Source organism: Sphingopyxis sp., assembly GCF_036675685.1.
Classification (GTDB): domain Bacteria; phylum Pseudomonadota; class Alphaproteobacteria; order Sphingomonadales; family Sphingomonadaceae; genus Sphingopyxis.
The window spans coordinates 285,289-305,348 of sequence record NZ_JAKFEM010000022.1 but is presented as its reverse complement, the minus strand read 5'-3'; the positions used below and the strand labels follow the sequence as shown (position 1 = coordinate 305,348).

Sequence of the window (20,060 nt, the reverse complement as noted above, 5' to 3'; positions counted from 1 at the left end):
CCTTCGCCGGGATGACGAGGTTAGGGAGATTTACCCCGTCAACGCCGCAACCAGCGCCTTTACCTTCGCCTGCCGCCATTGCGGCGTCGGCGCGACCAGCCAATAGCCGCGTTTCACGGCAAACTCATCGCCAACCTGCCGCACACGGCCCGCCGCGATGTCGGCCTCCGCCAGCATCGCGGGCACATTGGCCTGCCCCAGCCCGTTCGCTGCCGCGTCGATCGCCAACCCGGCGTCGCCAAGCCGCAGCGCGGGCTCGCCGTCGGCGACCGGGCAGCCCGGCCAGGCAATCCGCGTGTCACTGCTGCTCCCGGGGCCCGCGACGGTCACCATCAACGCGTCAGCGAGCGCCACGCCTTCATGCTCGCCCGCGCTGTCGGTCCAGAAGATCGCGAGATCGAGGTTGGCTTCGGTAAAATCGATCCCGCCATCGGCCGACACCAACGTAAAGCGCACGTCGGGCGCCTGCTGGCTGTACCGTGCGAGCCGCGGCGCGAGCCATTTTGCAGTGAGGTCGCGCGGCGCGGCGATCGTCAGCGACTGCGACGATTGCCCAGCCTGCATCGCGCGCACCGATTCCTCGAACTGCAAAAAGCCCTGGCGCAGCGCGTCGAGCCCGGCATCGGCCTCACCCGTCAGCTCGAGCCCCTTGGGCGTGCGCCGGAACAGCACGACGCCCAGCATATCTTCCAATGCGCGGATCTGTTGCCCCACCGCGGCGGGGGTCACCGCCAGCTCATCGGCGGCGCGGGTGAAGCTCAGGTGCCGGGCAGCGGCGTCGAAGACGCGCAGGGCGTTGAGCGGCAGGTGGGTGCGCTTCATGACGCGGTCGCGGGCGCCACGAGCGGGAAATGCGGGATCGCGACGAGCATCTGCGATCCGTCGCCCATCTCCATCGCATAGCTGCCGACCATCGATCCTTCGGGGGTCGACAGCGGACAGCCCGAAACATAGTCATACGCGCCGCCCGGTCCGATCAGCGGCTGTTCGCCGACGACGCCCTCGCCCTCGACTTCGCTCATCTGGCCGCGCCCGTCGCTGATCCGCCAATGACGGCTGAGCAATTGCACCGCGACCTCGCCGTGATTTTCGATCCGCACATGATAGGCCCAGAACCAGCGGCCGAGCGCCGGGTGCGACTGCTCGGGCAGATAGCTGACCGACACGCGGACGGTGATCGACCCGGTGGTCGCCGCAAAGGGAAAGAAGGAGTCGATCATCGCCCGCACAGACTCCACTAAAGCCCGACCTTGGTCAATGCCTGGTCCAGGTCGGCGATGATGTCGCGTGGGTCCTCGAGCCCGATATTGATCCGCAGCATGCCCTCGACCACCCCCATATCGATGCGCGCGTCCTCGCTGACGCCATAGTGGGTGGTCGACCACGGATGACAACAGAGGCTGCGCGAGTCGCCGATATTGTTGCTGATATCGACGAGCTCGAGCGCGTTGAGGAACGCCATCGCCTGCTCGCGCCCACCGTCGAGGACGAAGGAGAAGATCGGCCCGCACGCATTTGACTGGCTCATCGCCAGATTATGTTGCGGATGGCTCGGAAGGCCAGGGTGGAGCATGCGCGCGACGCGGCCTTCAATCGCCTTGCCGACGCTCAGCGCATTTTCAGACTGGCGCCGCGCCCGCAGGTCGAGTGTCTCGAGCCCCTTCAGCACCACCCACGCGTTGAACGGCGACAGGTTCGGTCCGGTGTTGCGCTGGAAGGGCAGCAACACGTCGTTGATGAACTTCTCGGTCCCGCACACCGCGCCGGCGAGGACGCGCCCCTGCCCTTCCATCAGCTTGGTCGCCGAGTAAGCAACGACATCGGCGCCGAAATCCAGTGGCCGCTGCAGCACCGCGGTCGCAAAGGCGTTGTCGACGACGCTGGCGATGCCATGCGCCCGCGCCAGCCCGCACACATGCTTCATGTCGACGATGTCCATCGTCGGATTCGCGGGGGTTTCGAAGAAAAACACCTTGGTGTTCGACTGGATCGCCTTTTCCCAGGCATCATTGTCGCGCCCGTCGACCACCGTCGTCTCGATCCCGAAGCGCGGGCAGAGATGGTCGACCAGCCAGCGGCACGACCCGAACGCCGCCTTTGCCGCGACAATATGGTCGCCCGCCGACAGCTGGCAGAGCAGCGCGGTGGTCATCGCCGCCATGCCGGTCGCCTGCGTACGGCAGGCCTCGGCGCCCTCCATCAGCGCGATGCGCTCTTCGAGCATCGCGACGGTCGGGTTTTGCAGCCGCGAATAGGTCATGCCCTGTTCTTCGCCGGCAAAGCGCGCCGCGACTTCCTCGGCATTGTCGTAGGTATAGCCCGAGGTCAGGAAGAGCGCTTCCGACGTCTCGCCATGCTCGCTGCGCCACGTACCGCCGCGCACCGCCTGCGTCGCGGGGTGCCAGTTCTTCGTCTTGCTGCGATCGAAACCCGTCGTTTTCTTCATCTCATCTATCCGTTCAAAGCCGAAACAACAGCATCGCCCAATGCCGCCGTTCCCATATTGCCCCCCAGATCGGCACCGCGACAGCCGTCGGCGAGCACCGTCGCTACCGCCGCCTCGATCCGCGCCGCGCTCGCCTCGTCGCCGCCCGAATGGCGCAGCAGCATCGCGAGCGACAGGATCATCGCCAGCGGGTTGGCAACGCCCTTGCCCGCAATGTCGGGCGCGCTGCCGTGGATCGGCTCGTACAGTCCCTGCTTGCCTTCGCTCAGCGAGGCCGAGGCGAGCAAGCCGATCGACCCGACGCACATCGACGCCTGATCCGAAAGAATGTCACCGAACAGGTTGCCGGTGACGACGACGTCGAACTGCCCCGGGTTGCGCACCAGCTGCATCGCGGCGTTGTCGACATACATATGGCTGAGCGTCACATCGGGATAATCCGCGGCAACCTCGATCACCACGTCGCGCCACAACTGCGACGTTTCGAGGACATTCGCCTTGTCGACCGAGCAAAGCCGCCCTTTGCGCCCCTGCGCGGCGCGGAAGGCGACATGCGCGATGCGCCGCACCTCGCTCTCGCTGTACGACATGATGTCATAGCCCTCGCGCTCACCGCTCGCCGTCGTGCGCGTACCCTTCTCGCCGAAATAAACGTCGCCGTTGAGTTCGCGGACGATCAGTAGGTCGATCGCCGACGCGACTTCGGGACGCAGCGCCGAGCTGTCTTCCAGCCCGGCAAACAGCTTGGCGGGGCGCAGATTGGCAAACAGGCCAAGTTCGGCGCGTAGCCCCAAAATCGCTTGCTCAGGGCGCAAATGGCGTTCGACATTGTCGAACCGCGGATCGCCGACCGCGCCGAACAGGATCGCATCGGCCGCCTTGGCTTTGGCCAGCGTTTCGGGCGGCAACGGATGGCCGGTCGCTGCATAAGCGGCCCCGCCGACAAGCGCGCAGTCGAGCGCTACCGGCAGCGCGAGCACCGCGAGTATCTTCTCGGCCTCCGCCATGATCTCCGGACCGATACCGTCGCCAGCCAGCAGCAGGATTTTCAACATGTCGCCCTTTCGTGTCTCGCCAGCCGCTTAGACAGCGGCGGCGCGTCACGCAACTGCCCTGCCCAACCGGGAAACCAATCTTTCCCTTACGGTCAGCAAGTCGCGGTTGCGCCCGTCGAGAAGGTCGCGGTCGATGAAATGCCGGGTGATCGCGAGCCCCTCGAGAACATCGGCCATCGCCGGGCTCGCATCATGGCCTCGCAGGAACGGCGGCAGGCGCAGCAACCGCTCTTCATAACCCGCCGCGGCGCCGGCGCTCACGGCGCCGCCCGATTTCGGGCTCACAAACCCCAGATCGGCCGATGAGCCCGTCACGACGCATTCGTCGAGGTTCAGCCCGAACCCCAGCTCGGCGAGCAGCAACAGCTCATAGCGCGTCAGCGCCGCCGCCCATTGCCGCGCCGATGATGCGACGCCGATCGCATCGAGCACCGCCGACAGCGCCGAGAAAAGCGCGGGATAGGGCTGGCTTTCGGGCAAGATCGCCGCGGTCAGGCTCGTCACCCAGTCGATCGCCGCCGCGGGCAGCGGTTCGGCGAGCAACGGGGCGCGGCTCGCGAGCAACTCCGCCGTGGCGCTTGCCAGCTGCTCCTCGGTGCGCGCGCGCAGTTCGAGGGCAATCAGGTTTCCCGGCACCAGGATCGGGCGCAGCCGCGTCGATCGTCCGCCGCGCACATAACCCGCAACCAGCCCCGCCTCCTCGGTCAGCGCGCGCAGGATCGCACCATGCTCGCCGTGCGCGCGGACTGCACAGACGATGGCGGGGGCGGTCAGGCTGGCCAAAGCACCAGCTGCGTCTGCGTCACCAGCGCGACATCGGCGCCATCCTCGGCGCGGATGCGCGTCTGCCATACCGACAGGCGCTTGCCGATCTTCACCGGCGTCGCCTCGCCGACCAGCACTGCCCCGACCGGGCCGGCGCCAAGGAAATTGGTCTTGCTCTCGATCGTCGTCGTTCCGTTCGCGCCCTCGGGGAGCGTCAGGAATGCGCCAACCGCGCCGAGGCAATCGGCAAACGCCATGATCGCGCCGCCATGGACGATATTCCCTGCGGTGCAGATTTCGGGGCTGACGGGCAATTTCCCGGCGACACGGTCCTTGCTGCCCTCGTCGATTGTGATGCCCAACGTTGCGGCCAGTGGCATCATTGCGGCGAAATCCATATGCGTTCCTTCCCAATACGCCCTCCCCTGAAGGGGTGGGGCTAAATCACCGCCCCGAATGATAGAAATCATGCACCGCTTGCGCGACCGCCGCGCTCACCCCCGGCGCTTTCTGCAAATCCTCGAGGCTCGCGCCGCGCACGGCGCGCGCTGTCCCAAAGTGCATCAGCAGCGCCTTTTTGCGCGATGGACCGATGCCCGGCACCTCGTCGAGCGGCGACGCGCCCATCGCTTTCGAGCGTTTCGCCCGGTGCGCGCCGATCGCGAAGCGATGCGCTTCGTCACGCAGCCGCTGGATATAGAAGAGCACCGCATTGTTCGGCGGCAAGGTGAATTCGCGCCCGTCGGGATAATAGAAGGTTTCGCGCCCCGCATTGCGGTCCGGCCCCTTGGCGACGCCGATAAAGGGCAAATCGTCGATCCCCAGTTCGGCAAACACCGCCGCGACCGCCGACACCTGTCCCTTGCCGCCGTCGATCAGCACCAGGTCGGGCCATTCGCCTTTCGTGCGCTCGGGATCCTCCTCGATCGCGCGCGCGAAACGGCGCTGGAACACCTCGCGCATCATCGCGAAATCGTCGCCGGGCATCGTCTCGGCGCGCTTGATGTTGAACTTGCGATACGCGCCCTTGATCCAGCCCTCGGGCCCCGCGACGACCATCGCGCCGAGCGCGTTGGTGCCCTGGATATGGCTGTTGTCATAGATCTCGATCCGCTGCGGCGGGTTTTCGAGATCGAACAGCTCGGCGAGCTCGCGACCCAGCTTCGCCTGTGAACTGCTCTCGGCGAGCCGCCGATCGAGCTCCTCGCCCGCATTGCGAACCGCCTGTTCGAGCAAGCGCCGGCGATTGCCGCGCTGCGGGATGCTGATCTCGATCCTGCGCTCGGCCACCCCGCCCAGCGCTTCGGACAGCAGCGCGCATTCGGCGGGCTCGCGGTCGACGAGGATCAGCTTCGGCGGCGGCACGCCTTCGTAGAATTGCATCAGGAAGCTCGCCATCACCTCTTCCTCGGGCACCCCCGACACATGCGCGGGAAAGAAGCTGCGATGGCCCCAATTCTGCCCGCCGCGAATGAAGAAGCCCGCGATGCACAGCTGCCCGCCCTTCGCTGCCAGCGCAAAGACGTCGGCGTCGCCGAGCCCGTCGGCGTGGACCGACTGGCTGCCCTGGATAAAGGTCAGTGATTTGAGCCGGTCGCGTAGCACCGCCGCCTGCTCATAATCCATCGCCTCGGCCGCGTGCGTCATCGCGCTGCCCAGCCTTTTCTGCACCGCGGTCGAACGCCCCTCGAGGAAATCCTGCGCGTCGCTGACCAGCCCGGCATAATCTTCCTTCGAAATCCGGTCTACGCACGGGGCGCTGCACCGCTTGATCTGATAGAGCAGGCACGGGCGCGAGCGGTTGGCGAAGAAGCTGTCGGTGCAGCTGCGCAGCAGGAAGGTCTTCTGCAGCGCGTTGAGCGTCTGCGCGACCGACCCCGCGCTCGCGAACGGCCCATAATAGCGCCCCTTCGCGCGCCGCGCGCCGCGGTGCTTCTGCACGCGCGGAAAGTCATGATCCATGCGCAGCAGGATGAAGGGGAAGCTTTTGTCGTCGCGCAGCAGCACATTATATGGCGGGCGGTATCGCTTGATCAGCTGCGCCTCGAGCAGCAGCGCCTCGGCCTCGCTCGTCGTCGTCACGATCTCCATCGCGCGCGTCTGCGACACCATGCGCTGCAACCGCTGCGGCAGCCGCGCGACCTGGGTGTAATTGGTCACCCGGTTCTTGAGCGCGCGCGCCTTGCCGACATAGAGCACGTCGCCGCGCGCATCGAGCATGCGATAGACGCCGGGCCGCGTCGGCAATTTGCGCACGACGCTGCGGATCGCTTCGGCGCCGCGCTCGAGGTCGGGCTGGTCGCCCTCCCCGTCACCGCCGCGCATCACATAGGTGGCTTTATCTTCGTTGAATCGGTCGGGAGCGTTCGGGCGAGCCATGATTTTGCATGTAGGCGATGGCGGTGCGACCCGCCATAGTGTGCAAGGTAAAACAACATGGGAGGGGGTCTTATGGATGTTCGCGGAAAACTCGCCCTGGTCACGGGCGGCAGCGACGGGATCGGGCGCGAGATCGCGCTGCAACTGCAGGCAGCGGGCGCCGACGTGATCGTGACGGGGCGATCGTCGGAGAAATTGCAGACCATGACAGCACTTGGCTTCGGGACGATCGCGGGCGATTTGTCGACTCCGGCGGGCGTCGACGCGGTCGTGGCCGGCGTAGCGAGCAAGCCGCTTGCGCTGCTCGTCAACAATGCCGGCGTCGGCAGCGAATATGAGCTCGACAAGACGGAAACGCTGGAGAATGCCGCACACTGCATCCGCACCAACCTCGATGCGCCGATCGCGCTTTGCACACGGCTGTTGCCGGTGCTGCGCGCGCAGCCCGAAGCGGCAATCGTCAACGTCACCTCGGGCCTCGCGATCGCGCCGCGTGCGGGCGGCTCGGTCTACTGTGCGACCAAGGCGGGGCTGCGCAGCTACACCCAGGCGATCCGCCATCTGCTCAAGGACAGCAGCGTCCGCGTGATAGAAGCCCTGCCGCCCGTCGTCGAAACCAACATGACCGCGGGCCGCGCGGGCAAGAAGATGCGCGCGCACGACTGCGCCGCCGAGATCGTGCGCGGCATCCGTACCGGCAAAAGCGAGGTCAATGCGGGAATGGTGAAGATGTTACAGCTCGTGTACAGCATCTCACCCGCGCTCGCGCGGCGCATCATGATCCAGTTCTGAGGATTGCAGCATGATCACCCTATACGGCGAAGGACGGGGCTTCCGTGTTGCCTGGTTGCTTGAGGAAATGGGGCTTCCCTACCGGCTGCGGCAGGTCGACCTGCTCGCCGGGGTCGAACAGGACACCGAGTTTCTGGCGATCAACCCCGCCGGCTTCATTCCTGCGATACAGGACGGCGACACGGTCATGGTCGAATCGATCGCGATCATCGAATATCTGCTCGCGCGTTACGGTCCAAGCCCGCTTGCGCCAACACCGGACGACCCGGCGTTCGCCACTTATCAGCAGTTCCTCCACATGGGCGAGGCCGGCCTAGCCGGTCCGATCAACGCCATCGTCGCGACCAATATCCTCGCACCCGAAGCCGAGCAGAAGAACTGGACCGCAAACTGGGCACTCGGCATCTTCAAGAGCCGCCTCGGCCTCGTAACGCGCCAGCTTGCCGGCACGCCCTATATCGCGGGCGACTGCTTCACCGCCGCCGACATCTCGGTGACCTATGCGCTGGAATTCGCCCAACGAACCGGCTGCTTCACGCTCGGAGCGACTGAGCGCGCCTATGTCGCCCGCACCACCGATCGCGACGGGTATCGGAGCGCGATGGACAATTGCCCCGCTACGAAGGCGTGGGTCGCGACGATGGCCGGATCAAACGCAACCTAATATCGTCATCCCGGGCTTGACCCGGGATCGCCGCAAGCTGGACCCAGATCAAGTCCGGGGTGACGAAAGAGATTTGTATATCTTAAAAGCAAAACGCCCGCGGAAATCCGCGGGCGCTCTGTTTTTCTGCGATGTCGAAGAAGTCAGCTCTTGGCGACGCCGGCGATCGCCTGATCGACCAGCGCCTTGTCGGCGCCGGCATCATGCTTTTCGGCAATCAGCTTTGCCGCCGCTTCGGTCGCCGCCTTGGCGGTCGCCGCGCGTACTTCGGCGAGCGCGGTGGCTTCGGCCGCGGCGATGCGGTCTTCGGCCATCTGCTTGCGGCGGCCGATCAGCGCGGTCGCGTCGGCCTTCGCCTTGGCAACGAGCGTTTCGGCTTCGCTTGTCGCGCGCACGCGCATCTCGTCGGCTTCCTTCGCCGCGGTGGCGAGCTTCGCCTCATATTCGGCCTTGAGCGCTTCGGCATCGAGCCGCAGCTGTTCGGCTTCGCTCAGCTGCTTCGAAATCTCGGCGATGCGCTTGTCGAGCATCGCGCCAATCGCCCTTGGCACGCCTTTCCAGACGAGGATGCCCAGGAAAACGAGCATCGCGATCGAGACCCAGACGGTCGCGTCCAGGCCGAACGCGGTCGGATCGGCGTGCGCTTCGCCCGCCGCTTCGGACAGGACAGACAGGAAATTAGCCATGGAGCACCGCCTTCACCGCCGCCTTGGCATCCGCCGCGCCGACTTTCACGCCCGACAGCTTGGCGACGAGGTCGCCCGCCGCTTCGGCCGCGACCGATTCGATTTCGGCCATCGCCGACTTGCGCGCCGCGGCGACATCGGCTTCGGCGGCCGACAGCTTGTCGCCCAGTTCGGCATCGACCTTGGCGAGACGCTTTTCGGCATCGCGCGCGGCCTTGTCCTTGGCTTCGGCCACCGCTTTCTGCGCGGCGGCGCGGCTCGCGTCGCTCTGCTGGCGGTAGCTTTCTTCCAGATTGTCCGCTGCGGCATGCGCCGCTTTCGCTGCCGCCAGATCGTCCGCCACCTTGCGGTCGCGGGCATCCACGGTCGCTTCGATCTTTGGCAGCATGCCGCGGCCGATCACCAGGTAAATCCCGGCAAAGACGACCAGCAGCCAGAAAAGCTGCGAGGCAAGATACCAATTGTCAGCGGTGAGCTGGGCTATTTGAGGCATGAAAGGCGAACCTTAACTTACTGAAAAACCAGCATGGCAACGCCGGTCCCGCGGGGACCGGCATCACCCGATCGTCTGCTTAGACGACGAAGAGCAGGATCATCGCAACGACGAACGCCAGCAGGCCGAGAAGTTCGGCAGCGGCGAAGCCGATGAACAGGCGGCCCTGCTGGCCGTCGGCGGCTGCCGGGTTGCGCAGCGCGCTTTCGAGGAAGCTGCCGAACACGTTGCCCACGCCGATGGCGGCCATGCCGGCACCGATAGCGGCCAGACCGGCACCGATCAGCTTTGCTGCTTCTGCGTCCATTATAACTACTCCTTGGTATAATCGTTTCAAAGTAAACGGTATTAGTGAAGGTTGACCGCGTCGTTGATGTACAGCGAGGTCAACAGGGCGAAAACATAGGCCTGGATACCGGCGACGAGCAGTTCGAGCGCGCTGATGCCGATCATCAGGGTGAAGCTGAGCACCGACACGACCGAACCGATCACGATGTTGTCGGCGTTGAAGCCGTTGATCACGAAGCCCGACAGCACCTTCAGCAGCACGTGGCCCGCGGTCATCGCAACGAAAAGTCGCAGGCCGAGGCTGAACGGGCGGATCATGAACGAGATGAACTCGATCACCGCGATGAAGGGGATCATCGGCAGCGGCGTACCGTGCGGCACGAACAGCGAGAAGAAGTGGAAGCCGTGGCGCCAGAAACCGACCACGAGCACGATCGAGAAGGAGAGCAGCGCGAGGACGCCGGTGATCGCGATATGGCTGGTGACGGTGAAGGGGTGCAGCCCCAGCACGCCCAGCGGCAACATGCCGAGCAGGTTGCAGAAGAGGATGAACATGAAGAGCGAGAAGACATAGGGCGTATATTTGCGCCCTTCGGTGCCGATATTCGCCATCATCATGCTCGAGATGAAGCCGGTGAAGCCTTCGACCGCGGCCTGCCAGCGGCCCGGAACGAGCTGGCGGCGCATCCCGCCCCACATGAACAGGCCGAGCGCGACCGCCGCGATCACCATCCACAGCGCGCTGTTGGTGAACAGGACGTCATGCCCGCCCAGGTTGAAACCGCCGCCGAGCGGGGTCACCTCGAACTGGTGCATCGGGTCGATCTTGCCGGATTCCGCCGCCACTATTCACTCCACGCGTATGGCGAGACGGCTGGATATGCCGTCCCGTGAAAATATCATTTGCGTCCCGCTATTTACGGGGCGTCGATGAGATGCGGATGATGTTCCGGAAGGCAACGACTATGCCCAGGAACAACATCCCCAACAGGCCCCAGGGCGACGTTCCCGCGAAACGGTCGATCAGCCAGCCAAACAAGGCCCCACCGATCAGTCCGCCCAGCAGCTCAGCCAGAACACGGTTGCCGAGCCGGTAGTTGGCATCGGATTCCGGTCCGGCGTTCACCGCGGTCCGTTTCGCTTCTGCGGCTTCGGCCCGGTCCAATCGCTCTTCGAGCGAGACCAGGCGCGAATCCTCCGAAGCTGGTTCCGGATCGCTGCCGTTCCCCGTCATTTTGCGCCATCCTCCTGAAACAGAACCGGAAAGCCCCGATTCCGCCTGCGAAAAAAGGCCCGAAAATTCGGGGGACCCCTAAGGCGCGGTCCGTTTAGGAATGCCGCCCGATTAAGTCAATGCTTCTGCTGCGCCGCGCAAAAATGCCGCCGCGTTTAGGGGCGCGGCGGCATCTGAGGACCCGCAGGTCCTTTATGCGGTTTGTTGCGTTACGGGCAGCGTGCGTCGCGCTCGGGCGGGCTGCCGTCGCGGGTTTTCCACGCACCGCTGGGCGTCTGGTATTTCTCGCCCGGTTTGGTGCTCGCAATCAGGTTGCAGCCGCTGGTGAAGGCGAATTGCTCGACCGTGCTACCGGTCGACTGCGCGCTCGCGGTATAGGCCGCCTTGCGCTTGATATTGAGGTCCTGCACCAGCGCGCGGATCGCCGGGGTCGGCGTCGTTGCAAATCCCAGATAGCCGTCGGGCTGTTCGCCGATCTGTCCCGCGGCGCGCGCGGCGGCGTAGGCGGGATCGCGCTGCGCCATCGCCGATGGCACCGCGAGCGCAACGGCGGCGGTCGCCGCGATCGCAGCCAGCGCCAGTCCGGTCGGTTTCCACATTTTCATCACCATTACATTCTTCCCCATCAGAATATCTCGCTATTCTGCTCGATGAGCTTCTTGGCATCGCCGTCCAGCCTATACACCACTTCCTGACGGATGTTGATGTTCAGGTTGATCTCGATCGGCTTGTCGGGCGTCTCGATCTGCACACAGCCCGCGAGGGCCGATACGCCGATCATCACCGCACCAATCCGACCGTCAATGGCCAGCCTCCTAGCTCCAGTCTTGGTCGTCTTCATTGCACGGGCTCGCTTTCTGGGGGCTGAACGGGAGTGATTGTTGCTTTCTTCGCGTCTTCCTGTGCGCGGATCAGCGCAGGCAGATTCTGTTCGATCAACAACGACGGGTCGTAAAATCCCTTCGCCGACGTCAACAGCTGGCGGAACGGCGCCCTGATCTTCACATTGAAGATAAAGGGCAGTTTCGCGACCTGGTTGGTCAGGAAATTGCGCGTCGCGCCCTCGCCCTGCCCCACGCCGCCAAAGCGAATATCGGTCACCATCTCGCCGTCCAGATCCCCGTTCAATATGATCGTCAGATCGTCATATTTGAGGCTGCGCAGCGCGCCAAAGGCAAAATTGGCGATCACGCCCAGATTGCGGTTCGACAATTCGCCGACATAGGCGAGCGTGCCGCCGCCGGCGCGCGAATCGATGCGCCCGCCCACGATCCGTCCGCCCTGCCCGTCGAACACGACCGGCAACGTCCCGTCGAACACCCCCGTGGCGTTGATATTGTCGAACCCGAAGCTTTGCAGGAACACCGCGGCGTCGACGCCGACGATGTCGAACGACAGTCGCCGCGCCTGTTCCGCGTTGAAATCGATCGTCGTCGGATGGAGCAGCAATTGCCCGCCCGCGAACGGCCAGCTTCCGCCCTCGACCCGGACACGATTATCGCCGAGCAGCTGATATTCGATCGTGCCGTCGATAACCGGGATGCCGGGGTTGATGTCCTTGATCCGCGCGATCTGCCCCGGCGCCGATTTGAGTCCGATGAGATCGTCGAAGCTGAGCGTCGTCGTGAGCCCTGTCACCGGGCCGAAGGCGGCCGCCAGATTGGTGTCGGCGGTCGCGAACGTACCGCGGCTCGTCACCCCCTCGGCGGTCCAGTCGATCCGCCCGTCGCCGACGACCGAGCCCTGGACATTGGCGACGACGCCGAGCGCGAGGTTGGTCAGCTGGTCGGGCTGGAAAGCCTCGCCGAAACGCAGCTCCCTGACCATCAGGTCCGCCGAGCCGCTGCTGTCGGCAAGCCGGTGCCGGATGACCGTGTCGAGAATTTTGGTCCCCGTCTTCTGCTCGTTGAACCCCGCCTTCGCGTCGATAACACCGTCCGCAAAGCGCAGGCTGGCGTTGTTGCTGACCAACGGGAAGAAGCGCGCGTCGGGGGCAGCGTCGGTGAGCAACAGCCCGCCGTCGAGCGTCAGCGCGCCTTTGGCGAAGCGCCACTGCCCGTCGATCTCGCTCATATCGAACGGCACCGCGCCGATCTTGCCGTTCGCGCCGCGCAGTTCGCCCGCCATGCCCTGCGTCGCCGCGCGACCCGTCAGGCTCTGCGCGCTGAAACGGGTCACGCTCTCGCCCTCTCCCATCCGGAAATCGGCCAGCGCGAGCGACCAGCGCATCGCGGCCAGGTCGATACTCGCCGGCCCGCTTTTCAGACTGAACGGCGAACGGCCGCTCGTCCCGCGCAGCGCAAGGCCGGGAATGCGGATATTTCCGCGCAGCCCGTCCGGCCCGGCGACCAGCAAAGCGGCACCCGGGCGGCTGCACAGGTCGATCGCGCTCTTCCCCAGCCGGAATCCGCCGACGTCGATCCGGTCGGCGCCCACACGGCTGCATCCGCCGTTGAGCGCGAGCGTCCCGGTCGGCGAGAGAACGCCGCCCAGCGGCACGTTCAGCCGCTCAACCCGCCCGCCCGCGAGCGGCCCCGACAGGTCGATAGTGGTCGCAAAGCGCACAAGCCCGCTGCGGTCGCCCGAAAACCGCATCGGCGCGAGAATGAGGCGCGCGCCATCGGCGCTATAGGGCTCAAGCCGCGCCCACCCCGTCACCACCCCTTCGGCGCTCCGGTCGAGGCTTATCGTACCCGTGGGCAGGTCGCCGCCGTCGAAACTCCAGCGCCCCGACGCGAGGACCGCCGGCGCCGGCGCGCCATAAAGATAGCCGATGCGGCTGTCGGCGCTGCTCGTGAAGCGCGCACCGCTCGCGCTTGTCAGCTGCGGCGCGATCAGGTCGACGCGCGCTGTCGGCCCCTCGCCGAGCAGTGCAAACTCGCCGCTGCCGCTGGTGTCGGCCAGCATCTGGCTGAGGGCCAGGCCTGCCTTCGTCGCCAGCGGCCCGACCGGCGTTCCGGCCAGCCCGCGCACGCTCTCGGCAATCGAACGCCGAAACGCGGCGCTGCCGCTCGCGCGCGCAAAGCTGATCCGCCCGTCGAGCTTTGGCGCCGCGCTGCCGATCAGACCCCCGGCATCGAGGCTGACCGTTTCGGCGGCGAAATCGGCGCCGCGCAGGCGCGCCATATCGGCATCGATCGCGAGCTTCGTCGATACCGCGGTCCCGTCGAAGCGCGCCAGCACGCCAAGCCGGTCGGCCTCCACCGGCCCGGCCACCAATTCGGCGATGCTCGCATCGGCCTCGCCCTTCCAGCTTTGCAGATCCTCCGACAGCGACAGGTCGAGCGCGATCTGCGGGGAGGTTGCGGTCACGCGACCCTCGGCACAGCTGAGACTGCGCCCGCGCAAGGGGCCGACGAGCTGCGGACGGACACCCCGAACGAGCAACGTGCCGTAAAAGCTGACATCGCTGCCGCTGCATCCCGCCGCCGCCACGTTCGGCGCGACCAGCGCCAGCTTGCCGGTAAAGTCGTGGCGCAGATTGCCGCCGCCGTTCAGCGCCGCGCCGACGTTGCCCCACGGCGTTTCGACCCGCGCCCGCGCATCCTTCAGCACCACCGACAGGTCGGGCAAGGCAAAGGGGTCGGTGCTGGCCGGATCGCGAAATTTGTCGAGCGCGCCGAACGACAGCCGTCCCTCGGTAAAACGCCCATAAAGCCGCACGCCTTCGGCGCGGATTCCCGAAACATAGGGCCCCGACCAGCCATAGCCGAGCAGCACCTCGACGCGTTTCGCGGTGAGGTCGGGGCGCGCCGGATCGCCGATCACGACATTCGACAATCGCTCGCTGCGAAAGCCGATCGCATCGATCTGGTAGCTCGCCGGGACGCCGCGGGTGCCGAGCTGGTCGCTGATGAAACGGTCGGCGATCGGCTCGCGCGCCAGCCAGACCCCGGCGACCAGCGCGGCGACCGCGCCCGCGGTCAGCCAGCGCTTCTTGAACAGCAATGTCCTGTGCCGCCACCTGAGCTTCGGCGTCTCATCCATGGCCGTCATGCCGTGGCCGCGGAAAGCGGGAAAAGGCAGGATGGCGAAGCCGACGATGACGTCATGGCGTGCACATATCGTCCTCCGGCCCCGCTGCCGATCCTGGCCCCGTTCAAGGCACCAACGCCGGAAATCCCGTTTCGCTGCAGGAAATTGGTCCGGATCGCCATCATCCTTTCCTATGACCGTTGAGTGCGCGTCACAAGGCGGTTATTCCCGGCCCATGGGGGATAGCGACACACCGGATCACCTGGGTCACCGCGCGCGGCTGCGGGCGCGCCTGCTGGGCGACGCCGACGGGCTGGCCGATTACGAGCTGGTCGAATATCTGCTCGCCCTCGCCGTGCCGCGCCGCGACACCAAGCCGCTCGCCAAGGCGCTGCTCCGCGAATTCGGATCGCTGGCGCAGCTCGTCAGCGCCGACCCCGATGTACTGCGCCGCGTCGACGGCCTCGGCGACACCGGCATCGCCGCGCTGAAAATCGCCCAGGCGGTGAGTCTGCGATTGCTGAAAGGCGAATTTCGCGACAAGCCACTGCTGTCCAGCTGGGACGCGTTGCTCGACTGGCTACGCGCCGACATGGGCCCGATCGACGTCGAGCGCGTCCGCGTCCTCTACCTCAATTCGCGCAACATGCTGATCCGCGACGAACTGGCGAGCGAAGGGTCGATCGACCAGTCGGCAATCTATGTTCGCGAGGTGATCAAGCGCGCGCTCGAACTCGGCGCTTCGGCGATCATCCTCGTCCACAACCATCCGAGCGGCAGCCCCGAGCCGAGCCGGCAGGACATCGCGATCACCCGCGATATTGCCGAGGCCGCGGCGAAGCTGGGAATCGCGCTGCACGACCATATCATCATCGGGGGCAGCGATTATCGCAGCTTCCGCGCAATGGGGCTTCTCTGACACCCGTCCGCGCCACCTCGATTTGACTTCGCACGGCCCCTGCGACATCCTTTCGGACATGCAGATTCGGCGCGGCCTTTTCCTCCGCTTCCGCCTTCACGGGGGACAGCTTCTCGCGGGCATTTAGCCCCGGGTTCCGGCGCGATTGCCCCGAACCCGGGGCAAACTCCTTCCCAACACTGCCGCGCGCGGGATGACCGCGCGCCAGCCGGAAAGCCCGTGCCATGACCAAACATGCCCTGTCCAAAATCGAGGCCGCAAGGCCGCAAATCCGCATGATCGACAGCGAAGCCGACACGCTGACCGAACTCACATTGCAGAAGCAGCGCGATTCGATACGCCTGTATGAATTGCTGCTCGACGAAATCGATCGCGCCACCATCTGTAGCCGCGCCGATATGCCGTCCCATGTCGTAACCATGGGGTCGGAAGTAACCTTCCTCGACGAAAAAACCGGCGCCGAACGCACGGTACGCATCGTCTATCCCGGCGATGCCGACATTGCCGCCGGCCGTATGTCGATCCTCACCCCCGTCGGCGCCGGGCTGATCGGCCTCGGGGTGGGGCAGTCGATAAACTGGCCCGACCGCGGCGGTGCGGAACACAGGCTGACGATCATCGCCGTGCGTCAGCAGTAGCGCCGTCGTCGCCCTCCCAGCCCCATTTGCCTCGCCCAAACGGATGCAGCCGCCGGATCGCTCCGACGGCTGCAACCACCCCGTGCGGGGCGCTGGTTAGGCGCCGCGCGACAGGAAACCGGTCAGTTCGGTCTTGTTCACCGCGCCCGACTTGTCGCCATCGGCCGAGGCGAAAGCCTGTCCGATCCACGTCTTTACGTCGGCCGATTCGGGGTCGACGCTCGGGTCGGTCGCCGCGCGCAGCTTCTTCATCCACGCGCCGAATTCGGCTTCGTTGAGATCGCCGTTCTTGTCGCCGTCATAGGTCGGAAACTCCTGTTCGACGATCTGCGCGATCTGGGTCGGCGTCGCCGCGGATCCCGAAGGCGCGGGCTGGCTGCCCGCGGCCGGCGGGGTCGACGTTTCAGCGCCCGGAGCCGGGGTCGGAGCCGGGTCGGCCGGCGGCGTCGTCGAATCCGCGCCCGGGGCCGGTTCGGCGGTCGGCGGCGTGGTGGCCGGATCGGCCGGCGGGGTCGATTGCGCCAGCGCGGGGAAACTCACCGCGGCGGCACCGATCAAAAGAATCTGCTTCAACATGGTCTTGCTCCTGTCTTGGGATGGGGTTGTTTACCGGGGCTTCGATTCAGGTTCGGGCTCCGGAGCCGGCTGGTCAGTCGGAGGGGTGGGCTCGGCTGCCGGCGGGGTGTCGGACGGGGCGGCATCTTCGGTCGGCGCGGCGTCGTCCGACGGCGTTGCGTCGTCGGCAGGGGCGGCATCGTCCTTGGGCTTTTTCTTGTCATCCGGCGCGGGCGCCGTGGTGTCGGTCGGGGCCGGTTGCGACTGGGTCGTGGGCGCCGGTTCTTCGCCTGCGGGCGCCGTCGTCTGGGCCAGGGCCGGGAAGCTCATCGCCGCGGCGCCGATCAAAAGCACTTGTTTCAACACATGTATTCTCCTGTAGCGGCGACGTTGATGGTATTTGCGACCTGTCGCCATTTCTGATGGGGCATGAGGGCAACTCATCGAATTTGCGCAAAGTTGCCGCGCAGTTGCATTTGGCGAAACGCCCCGTCCCTGCTACGGGGCGGCCCGTCGTGGTTCCGCAGGGATTCCGCGATAAGACGCCATAAAAGGAAGGAAATTCAATGGTTCCGCGTTACGCCAGGCCGGAAATGACCGCGATCTGGTCGGCCGAGAATCGCTTGTCGATCTGGTTCGAGATCGAAGCGCACGCCACCGACGCCCTCGCCGAACTCGGAACCGTTCCCAAATCTGCGGCCAAGGCGCTGTGGGATTGGTGGGCGACGAACCCGGTGATCGACGTCGCCGCGATCGACGCGATCGAGGCGGTCACCAAGCATGACGTGATCGCCTTCCTGACCTGGGTTTCGGAAAATGTCGGCGACGAAGCGCGCTTCATGCACCAGGGCATGACCAGCTCCGACGTGCTCGACACCTGCCTCGCGGTCCAGCTCAGCCAGGCCGCCGACCTCCTCCTTGCCGACCTCGACGCACTGCTCGAAGCGATCAAGCGCCGCGCCCATGAGCACAAACTCACCCCGACGATCGGCCGCAGCCACGGCATCCATGCCGAACCGGTGACCTTCGGGCTCAAGCTAGCGCAGGCTTATGCCGAGTTTGACCGCTGCAAGGCGCGCCTGCTCGCGGCGCGCGCCGAGGTTGCGACCTGCGCGATCTCGGGTGCGGTCGGAACCTTCGCCAATATCGACCCGCGCGTCGAGGCGCATGTCGCGGCCAAGCTCGGCCTCGCGGTCGAACCCGTGTCGACGCAGGTCATCCCGCGCGATCGCCATGCGATGTTCTTTGCGACGCTCGGCGTCATCGCCGGATCGATCGAACGTCTCGCGACCGAAGTCCGTCACCTCCAGCGGACCGAAGTGCTCGAGGCCGAGGAATATTTCTCGCCGGGCCAGAAAGGCTCGTCGGCGATGCCGCACAAGCGCAACCCGGTGCTGACCGAAAATCTCACGGGCCTCGCGCGCATGGTGCGCAGCGCGGTCGTCCCGGCGCTCGAAAATGTCGCGCTGTGGCATGAACGCGACATCAGCCATTCGTCGGTCGAACGCTTCATCGGTCCCGACGCGACGATCACGCTCGACTTCGCGCTCGCGCGGCTGACCGGCGTTGTCGACAAGCTGCTCGTCTATCCTGCGCGGATGCAGAAGAATCTCGATCGCATGGGCGGCCTTGTCCATTCGCAGCGCGTGCTGCTGGCGCTCACCCAGGCGGGCGCGAGCCGTGAGGACAGCTATGCGCTCGTCCAGCGCAACGCGATGAAGGTGTGGGAGAGCGACGGCGCGCTGTCGCTGCTCGAACTGCTCAAGGCCGACGCCGATGTCACCGCAAAGCTCTCGGCCGACGAGCTGACGGCGCTTTTCGACCTTGGCTATCATATGAAGCATGTCGACACGATCTTCGCGAGGGTGTTCGACTAAGCTAAATCCGTCATCCCGGCGAAGGCCGGTATCTCGACGGGGCCAAAAGGCGCGACGATGAGATCCCCGCCTTCGCCGGGATGGCGATGCAACGAAGAAGGGCGATGCGCCCCCGGGACTGGAAACCCGCGCAAAACTCGCTTAGGGTCGTGCGACGGACCGACGGAGGAGCAAGGTAAAGTGGGAATCCTGCGAACGATCATCTGGGTCTTGCTGACCGCCACCTTGGTCATTTTCGCCATGGCGAACTGGATTCCGGTCACTGTCACCATTTGGCCGGGGCAGGTGCTCGACACCAAATTGCCGGTACTGATCTTCGCTGCCTTCCTGATCGGCAGCGTGCCGATGTGGATCGCGCTCCGCACGACGCGCTGGTCGTTGAAGCGCCGCCTCGACGCCAGCGAGCGCCAGCTTGCCGACATGCGCGCGCTCGCGAACCGCCCCGTCGACCCCGCTCCGGCGGCGCCCGCGCCCGCGCCGGTCAACGACACGCCTTCCCTGCCATTGGACATGCCATGACGTCACCGCTCTATCTCGCCATCGACACCACGCACCTCGACGCCGCGCAGACGCTGGCGCAAAAGGTGCGGCATCATGTCGGCGGGTTGAAGCTGGGCCTCGAATTCTTCTGCGCCAATGGCCATCACGGCGTGCATGAAATGGCGAAACTCGGCCTGCCGATCTTCCTCGATCTGAAATTGCACGACATCCCGAACACCGTCGCCAAGGCGATCCAGGCGCTGCGTCCGCTCGAACCCGCAATCCTGACAGTCCATGCTGCGGGGGGCCGTGCGATGCTCGAAGAGGCAAAGGCCGCGGCCGGGTTGAACACCAAGGTAATCGCGGTGACCGTGCTCACCAGCCTCGATGCGCCCGACCTCGATGACATCGGCGTCGGCGGCACCCCCCACGATCAGGTCGTCCGGCTCGCGGCGCTGGCGCGTCAATCGGGGCTCGACGGCATCGTTTGTTCGGGTCAGGAAGTGAAGGCGGCGCGCAAGGCGTGGCCCGGCGGCTTCTTCGTCGTCCCCGGCGTTCGCCCCGCGAACGGCAACGCGGGCGACCAGAAGCGCGTCGTCACCCCGGCGCAGGCGATGGCCGACGGCGCCTCGATCCTCGTCGTCGGCCGCCCGATCAGCCAGTCGGGCGACCCCGATCTTGCCGCGCGCGCGATCGAGGCGACGCTTTAACAGAAACACTCGTCATCCGGGCGAAGACCGGTATCTCACCGTCGCGGCATAGCGCGCCATGGAGATTCCGGCCTTCGCCGGAATGACGACAGGATAAGATGAAC

General features: G+C 65.7%; 24 protein-coding genes. 7 read left to right on the top strand and 17 right to left on the bottom strand.

Annotated elements, in window-relative coordinates:
- Window positions 1-30: 30 nt before the first annotated feature.
- The 7 genes from V6M50_RS10845 to uvrC are packed head-to-tail and all read right to left on the bottom strand — an operon-like array spanning window position 31 to window position 6,645.
- Window positions 31-822 carry a LysR family transcriptional regulator gene (locus V6M50_RS10845; protein WP_332818574.1) on the bottom strand — a complete coding sequence of 264 codons (792 nt, stop codon included), beginning with the start codon at window positions 820-822 and terminating at the stop codon, window positions 31-33.
- Window positions 819-1,220 (bottom strand): Co2+/Mg2+ efflux protein ApaG, encoded by a 402-nt coding sequence (gene apaG / locus V6M50_RS10840; RefSeq protein ID WP_332818573.1) that lies wholly within the window; start codon window positions 1,218-1,220, stop codon window positions 819-821. Before apaG ends, V6M50_RS10845 begins: the two co-directional genes overlap by 4 nt.
- A 17-nt stretch (window positions 1,221-1,237) precedes the next feature.
- Complete coding sequence (locus V6M50_RS10835) at window positions 1,238-2,446, bottom strand: trans-sulfuration enzyme family protein (protein WP_332818572.1); 1,209 nt, start codon at window positions 2,444-2,446, stop codon at window positions 1,238-1,240.
- Window positions 2,447-2,451: 5 nt separating this feature from the next.
- Window positions 2,452-3,498, bottom strand: a complete 1,047-nt coding sequence (leuB, locus tag V6M50_RS10830) for a 3-isopropylmalate dehydrogenase (protein ID WP_443030500.1) — start codon at window positions 3,496-3,498, stop codon at window positions 2,452-2,454.
- Between the two features lie 48 nt (window positions 3,499-3,546).
- Window positions 3,547-4,284, bottom strand: coding sequence for a DNA repair protein RecO (recO, locus tag V6M50_RS10825; protein ID WP_332818570.1), 738 nt, complete (start codon window positions 4,282-4,284; stop codon window positions 3,547-3,549).
- A complete protein-coding gene (locus V6M50_RS10820; protein WP_332818569.1) occupies window positions 4,272-4,664 on the bottom strand; it encodes a PaaI family thioesterase in 393 nt (130 codons plus the stop codon). Before V6M50_RS10820 ends, recO begins: the two co-directional genes overlap by 13 nt.
- 46 nt (window positions 4,665-4,710) lie before the next feature.
- Window positions 4,711-6,645 carry an excinuclease ABC subunit UvrC gene (gene uvrC, locus V6M50_RS10815; RefSeq protein WP_332818568.1) on the bottom strand — a complete coding sequence of 645 codons (1,935 nt, stop codon included), beginning with the start codon at window positions 6,643-6,645 and terminating at the stop codon, window positions 4,711-4,713.
- Window positions 6,646-6,717: 72 nt separating this feature from the next.
- Here uvrC and V6M50_RS10810 point away from each other — a divergent pair, with 72 nt between their 5' ends.
- Window positions 6,718-7,437, top strand: a complete 720-nt coding sequence (locus V6M50_RS10810) for an SDR family oxidoreductase (RefSeq protein WP_332818567.1) — start codon at window positions 6,718-6,720, stop codon at window positions 7,435-7,437.
- A 10-nt stretch (window positions 7,438-7,447) separates the two neighbouring features.
- Window positions 7,448-8,101: a glutathione S-transferase family protein gene (locus tag V6M50_RS10805; RefSeq protein ID WP_332818566.1), complete on the top strand. Its 654-nt coding sequence runs from the start codon at window positions 7,448-7,450 to the stop codon at window positions 8,099-8,101.
- A 143-nt stretch (window positions 8,102-8,244) separates the two neighbouring features.
- Here V6M50_RS10805 and V6M50_RS10800 read toward each other — a convergent pair whose 3' ends face one another.
- The 8 genes from V6M50_RS10800 to V6M50_RS10765 all read right to left on the bottom strand — a co-directional run bounded on the left by V6M50_RS10800 (window position 8,245) and on the right by V6M50_RS10765 (window position 14,798).
- Window positions 8,245-8,787 carry a F0F1 ATP synthase subunit B family protein gene (locus V6M50_RS10800; protein WP_332818565.1) on the bottom strand — a complete coding sequence of 181 codons (543 nt, stop codon included), beginning with the start codon at window positions 8,785-8,787 and terminating at the stop codon, window positions 8,245-8,247.
- Entirely contained in the window at window positions 8,780-9,280 is a 501-nt protein-coding gene (locus V6M50_RS10795; protein WP_332818564.1) for a F0F1 ATP synthase subunit B family protein, read from the bottom strand. Before V6M50_RS10795 ends, V6M50_RS10800 begins: the two co-directional genes overlap by 8 nt.
- A gap of 79 nt (window positions 9,281-9,359) precedes the next feature.
- Complete coding sequence (locus tag V6M50_RS10790) at window positions 9,360-9,587, bottom strand: F0F1 ATP synthase subunit C (RefSeq protein ID WP_003044110.1); 228 nt, start codon at window positions 9,585-9,587, stop codon at window positions 9,360-9,362.
- A 41-nt stretch (window positions 9,588-9,628) separates the two neighbouring features.
- The gene (locus V6M50_RS10785) at window positions 9,629-10,414 is read right to left on the bottom strand and encodes a F0F1 ATP synthase subunit A (RefSeq protein WP_332818563.1); all 786 of its coding nucleotides are present in this window, start codon (window positions 10,412-10,414) and stop codon (window positions 9,629-9,631) included.
- Window positions 10,415-10,481: 67 nt separating this feature from the next.
- Window positions 10,482-10,802, bottom strand: coding sequence for an AtpZ/AtpI family protein (locus V6M50_RS10780; RefSeq protein WP_332818562.1), 321 nt, complete (start codon window positions 10,800-10,802; stop codon window positions 10,482-10,484).
- A gap of 209 nt (window positions 10,803-11,011) precedes the next feature.
- On the bottom strand, window positions 11,012-11,428 hold the full coding sequence (locus V6M50_RS10775) for a YdbL family protein (protein WP_332818561.1): 417 nt from the start codon (window positions 11,426-11,428) through the stop codon (window positions 11,012-11,014).
- The gene (locus V6M50_RS10770) at window positions 11,428-11,643 is read right to left on the bottom strand and encodes a YnbE family lipoprotein (RefSeq protein ID WP_332818560.1); all 216 of its coding nucleotides are present in this window, start codon (window positions 11,641-11,643) and stop codon (window positions 11,428-11,430) included. The genes V6M50_RS10775 and V6M50_RS10770 overlap by 1 nt, the downstream gene beginning before the upstream one ends.
- A complete protein-coding gene (locus V6M50_RS10765; RefSeq protein WP_332818559.1) occupies window positions 11,640-14,798 on the bottom strand; it encodes a YdbH domain-containing protein in 3,159 nt (1,052 codons plus the stop codon). Before V6M50_RS10765 ends, V6M50_RS10770 begins: the two co-directional genes overlap by 4 nt.
- A gap of 214 nt (window positions 14,799-15,012) precedes the next feature.
- Here V6M50_RS10765 and radC point away from each other — a divergent pair, with 214 nt between their 5' ends.
- Window positions 15,013-15,696: a RadC family protein gene (gene radC / locus V6M50_RS10760; protein ID WP_332818558.1), complete on the top strand. Its 684-nt coding sequence runs from the start codon at window positions 15,013-15,015 to the stop codon at window positions 15,694-15,696.
- Between the two features lie 224 nt (window positions 15,697-15,920).
- Window positions 15,921-16,334, top strand: a complete 414-nt coding sequence (gene rnk, locus V6M50_RS10755; RefSeq protein ID WP_332818557.1) for a nucleoside diphosphate kinase regulator — start codon at window positions 15,921-15,923, stop codon at window positions 16,332-16,334.
- Window positions 16,335-16,430: 96 nt separating this feature from the next.
- Here rnk and V6M50_RS10750 read toward each other — a convergent pair whose 3' ends face one another.
- Together V6M50_RS10750 and V6M50_RS10745 are read right to left on the bottom strand one after the other, a co-directional pair.
- Window positions 16,431-16,910, bottom strand: coding sequence for a calcium-binding protein (locus V6M50_RS10750; protein WP_332818556.1), 480 nt, complete (start codon window positions 16,908-16,910; stop codon window positions 16,431-16,433).
- Window positions 16,911-16,940: 30 nt separating this feature from the next.
- Window positions 16,941-17,255 (bottom strand): hypothetical protein, encoded by a 315-nt coding sequence (locus V6M50_RS10745; protein WP_332818555.1) that lies wholly within the window; start codon window positions 17,253-17,255, stop codon window positions 16,941-16,943.
- A gap of 200 nt (window positions 17,256-17,455) precedes the next feature.
- Here V6M50_RS10745 and purB point away from each other — a divergent pair, with 200 nt between their 5' ends.
- The 3 genes from purB (at window position 17,456) to pyrF (ending at window position 19,956) form a co-directional block, all read left to right on the top strand.
- Entirely contained in the window at window positions 17,456-18,766 is a 1,311-nt protein-coding gene (purB, locus tag V6M50_RS10740) for an adenylosuccinate lyase (RefSeq protein ID WP_332818554.1), read from the top strand.
- Window positions 18,767-18,946: 180 nt separating this feature from the next.
- Window positions 18,947-19,285, top strand: a complete 339-nt coding sequence (locus V6M50_RS10735) for a LapA family protein (protein ID WP_332818553.1) — start codon at window positions 18,947-18,949, stop codon at window positions 19,283-19,285.
- On the top strand, window positions 19,282-19,956 hold the full coding sequence (gene pyrF / locus V6M50_RS10730) for an orotidine-5'-phosphate decarboxylase (protein ID WP_332818552.1): 675 nt from the start codon (window positions 19,282-19,284) through the stop codon (window positions 19,954-19,956). The genes V6M50_RS10735 and pyrF overlap by 4 nt, the downstream gene beginning before the upstream one ends.
- Window positions 19,957-20,060 lie beyond the last annotated feature (104 nt).

Bases quoted from the DNA above. Each gene is read 5' to 3' on its own strand.
- V6M50_RS10845 (WP_332818574.1), bottom strand. From the start codon at position 822: ATGAAGCGCACCCACCTGCCGCTCAACGCCCTGCGCGTCTTCGACGCC.
- apaG (WP_332818573.1), bottom strand. From the start codon at position 1,220: ATGATCGACTCCTTCTTTCCCTTTGCGGCGACCACCGGGTCGATCACC.
- V6M50_RS10835 (WP_332818572.1), bottom strand. From the start codon at position 2,446: ATGAAGAAAACGACGGGTTTCGATCGCAGCAAGACGAAGAACTGGCAC.
- V6M50_RS10820 (WP_332818569.1), bottom strand. From the start codon at position 4,664: ATGGATTTCGCCGCAATGATGCCACTGGCCGCAACGTTGGGCATCACA.
- uvrC (WP_332818568.1), bottom strand. From the start codon at position 6,645: ATGGCTCGCCCGAACGCTCCCGACCGATTCAACGAAGATAAAGCCACC.
- V6M50_RS10810 (WP_332818567.1), top strand. From the start codon at position 6,718: ATGGATGTTCGCGGAAAACTCGCCCTGGTCACGGGCGGCAGCGACGGG.
- V6M50_RS10805 (WP_332818566.1), top strand. From the start codon at position 7,448: ATGATCACCCTATACGGCGAAGGACGGGGCTTCCGTGTTGCCTGGTTG.
- V6M50_RS10800 (WP_332818565.1), bottom strand. From the start codon at position 8,787: ATGGCTAATTTCCTGTCTGTCCTGTCCGAAGCGGCGGGCGAAGCGCAC.
- V6M50_RS10795 (WP_332818564.1), bottom strand. From the start codon at position 9,280: ATGCCTCAAATAGCCCAGCTCACCGCTGACAATTGGTATCTTGCCTCG.
- V6M50_RS10790 (WP_003044110.1), bottom strand. From the start codon at position 9,587: ATGGACGCAGAAGCAGCAAAGCTGATCGGTGCCGGTCTGGCCGCTATC.
- V6M50_RS10780 (WP_332818562.1), bottom strand. From the start codon at position 10,802: ATGACGGGGAACGGCAGCGATCCGGAACCAGCTTCGGAGGATTCGCGC.
- V6M50_RS10775 (WP_332818561.1), bottom strand. From the start codon at position 11,428: ATGGGGAAGAATGTAATGGTGATGAAAATGTGGAAACCGACCGGACTG.
- V6M50_RS10770 (WP_332818560.1), bottom strand. From the start codon at position 11,643: ATGAAGACGACCAAGACTGGAGCTAGGAGGCTGGCCATTGACGGTCGG.
- V6M50_RS10765 (WP_332818559.1), bottom strand. From the start codon at position 14,798: ATGACGGCCATGGATGAGACGCCGAAGCTCAGGTGGCGGCACAGGACA.
- radC (WP_332818558.1), top strand. From the start codon at position 15,013: ATGGGGGATAGCGACACACCGGATCACCTGGGTCACCGCGCGCGGCTG.
- rnk (WP_332818557.1), top strand. From the start codon at position 15,921: ATGACCAAACATGCCCTGTCCAAAATCGAGGCCGCAAGGCCGCAAATC.
- V6M50_RS10750 (WP_332818556.1), bottom strand. From the start codon at position 16,910: ATGTTGAAGCAGATTCTTTTGATCGGTGCCGCCGCGGTGAGTTTCCCC.
- purB (WP_332818554.1), top strand. From the start codon at position 17,456: ATGGTTCCGCGTTACGCCAGGCCGGAAATGACCGCGATCTGGTCGGCC.
- pyrF (WP_332818552.1), top strand. From the start codon at position 19,282: ATGACGTCACCGCTCTATCTCGCCATCGACACCACGCACCTCGACGCC.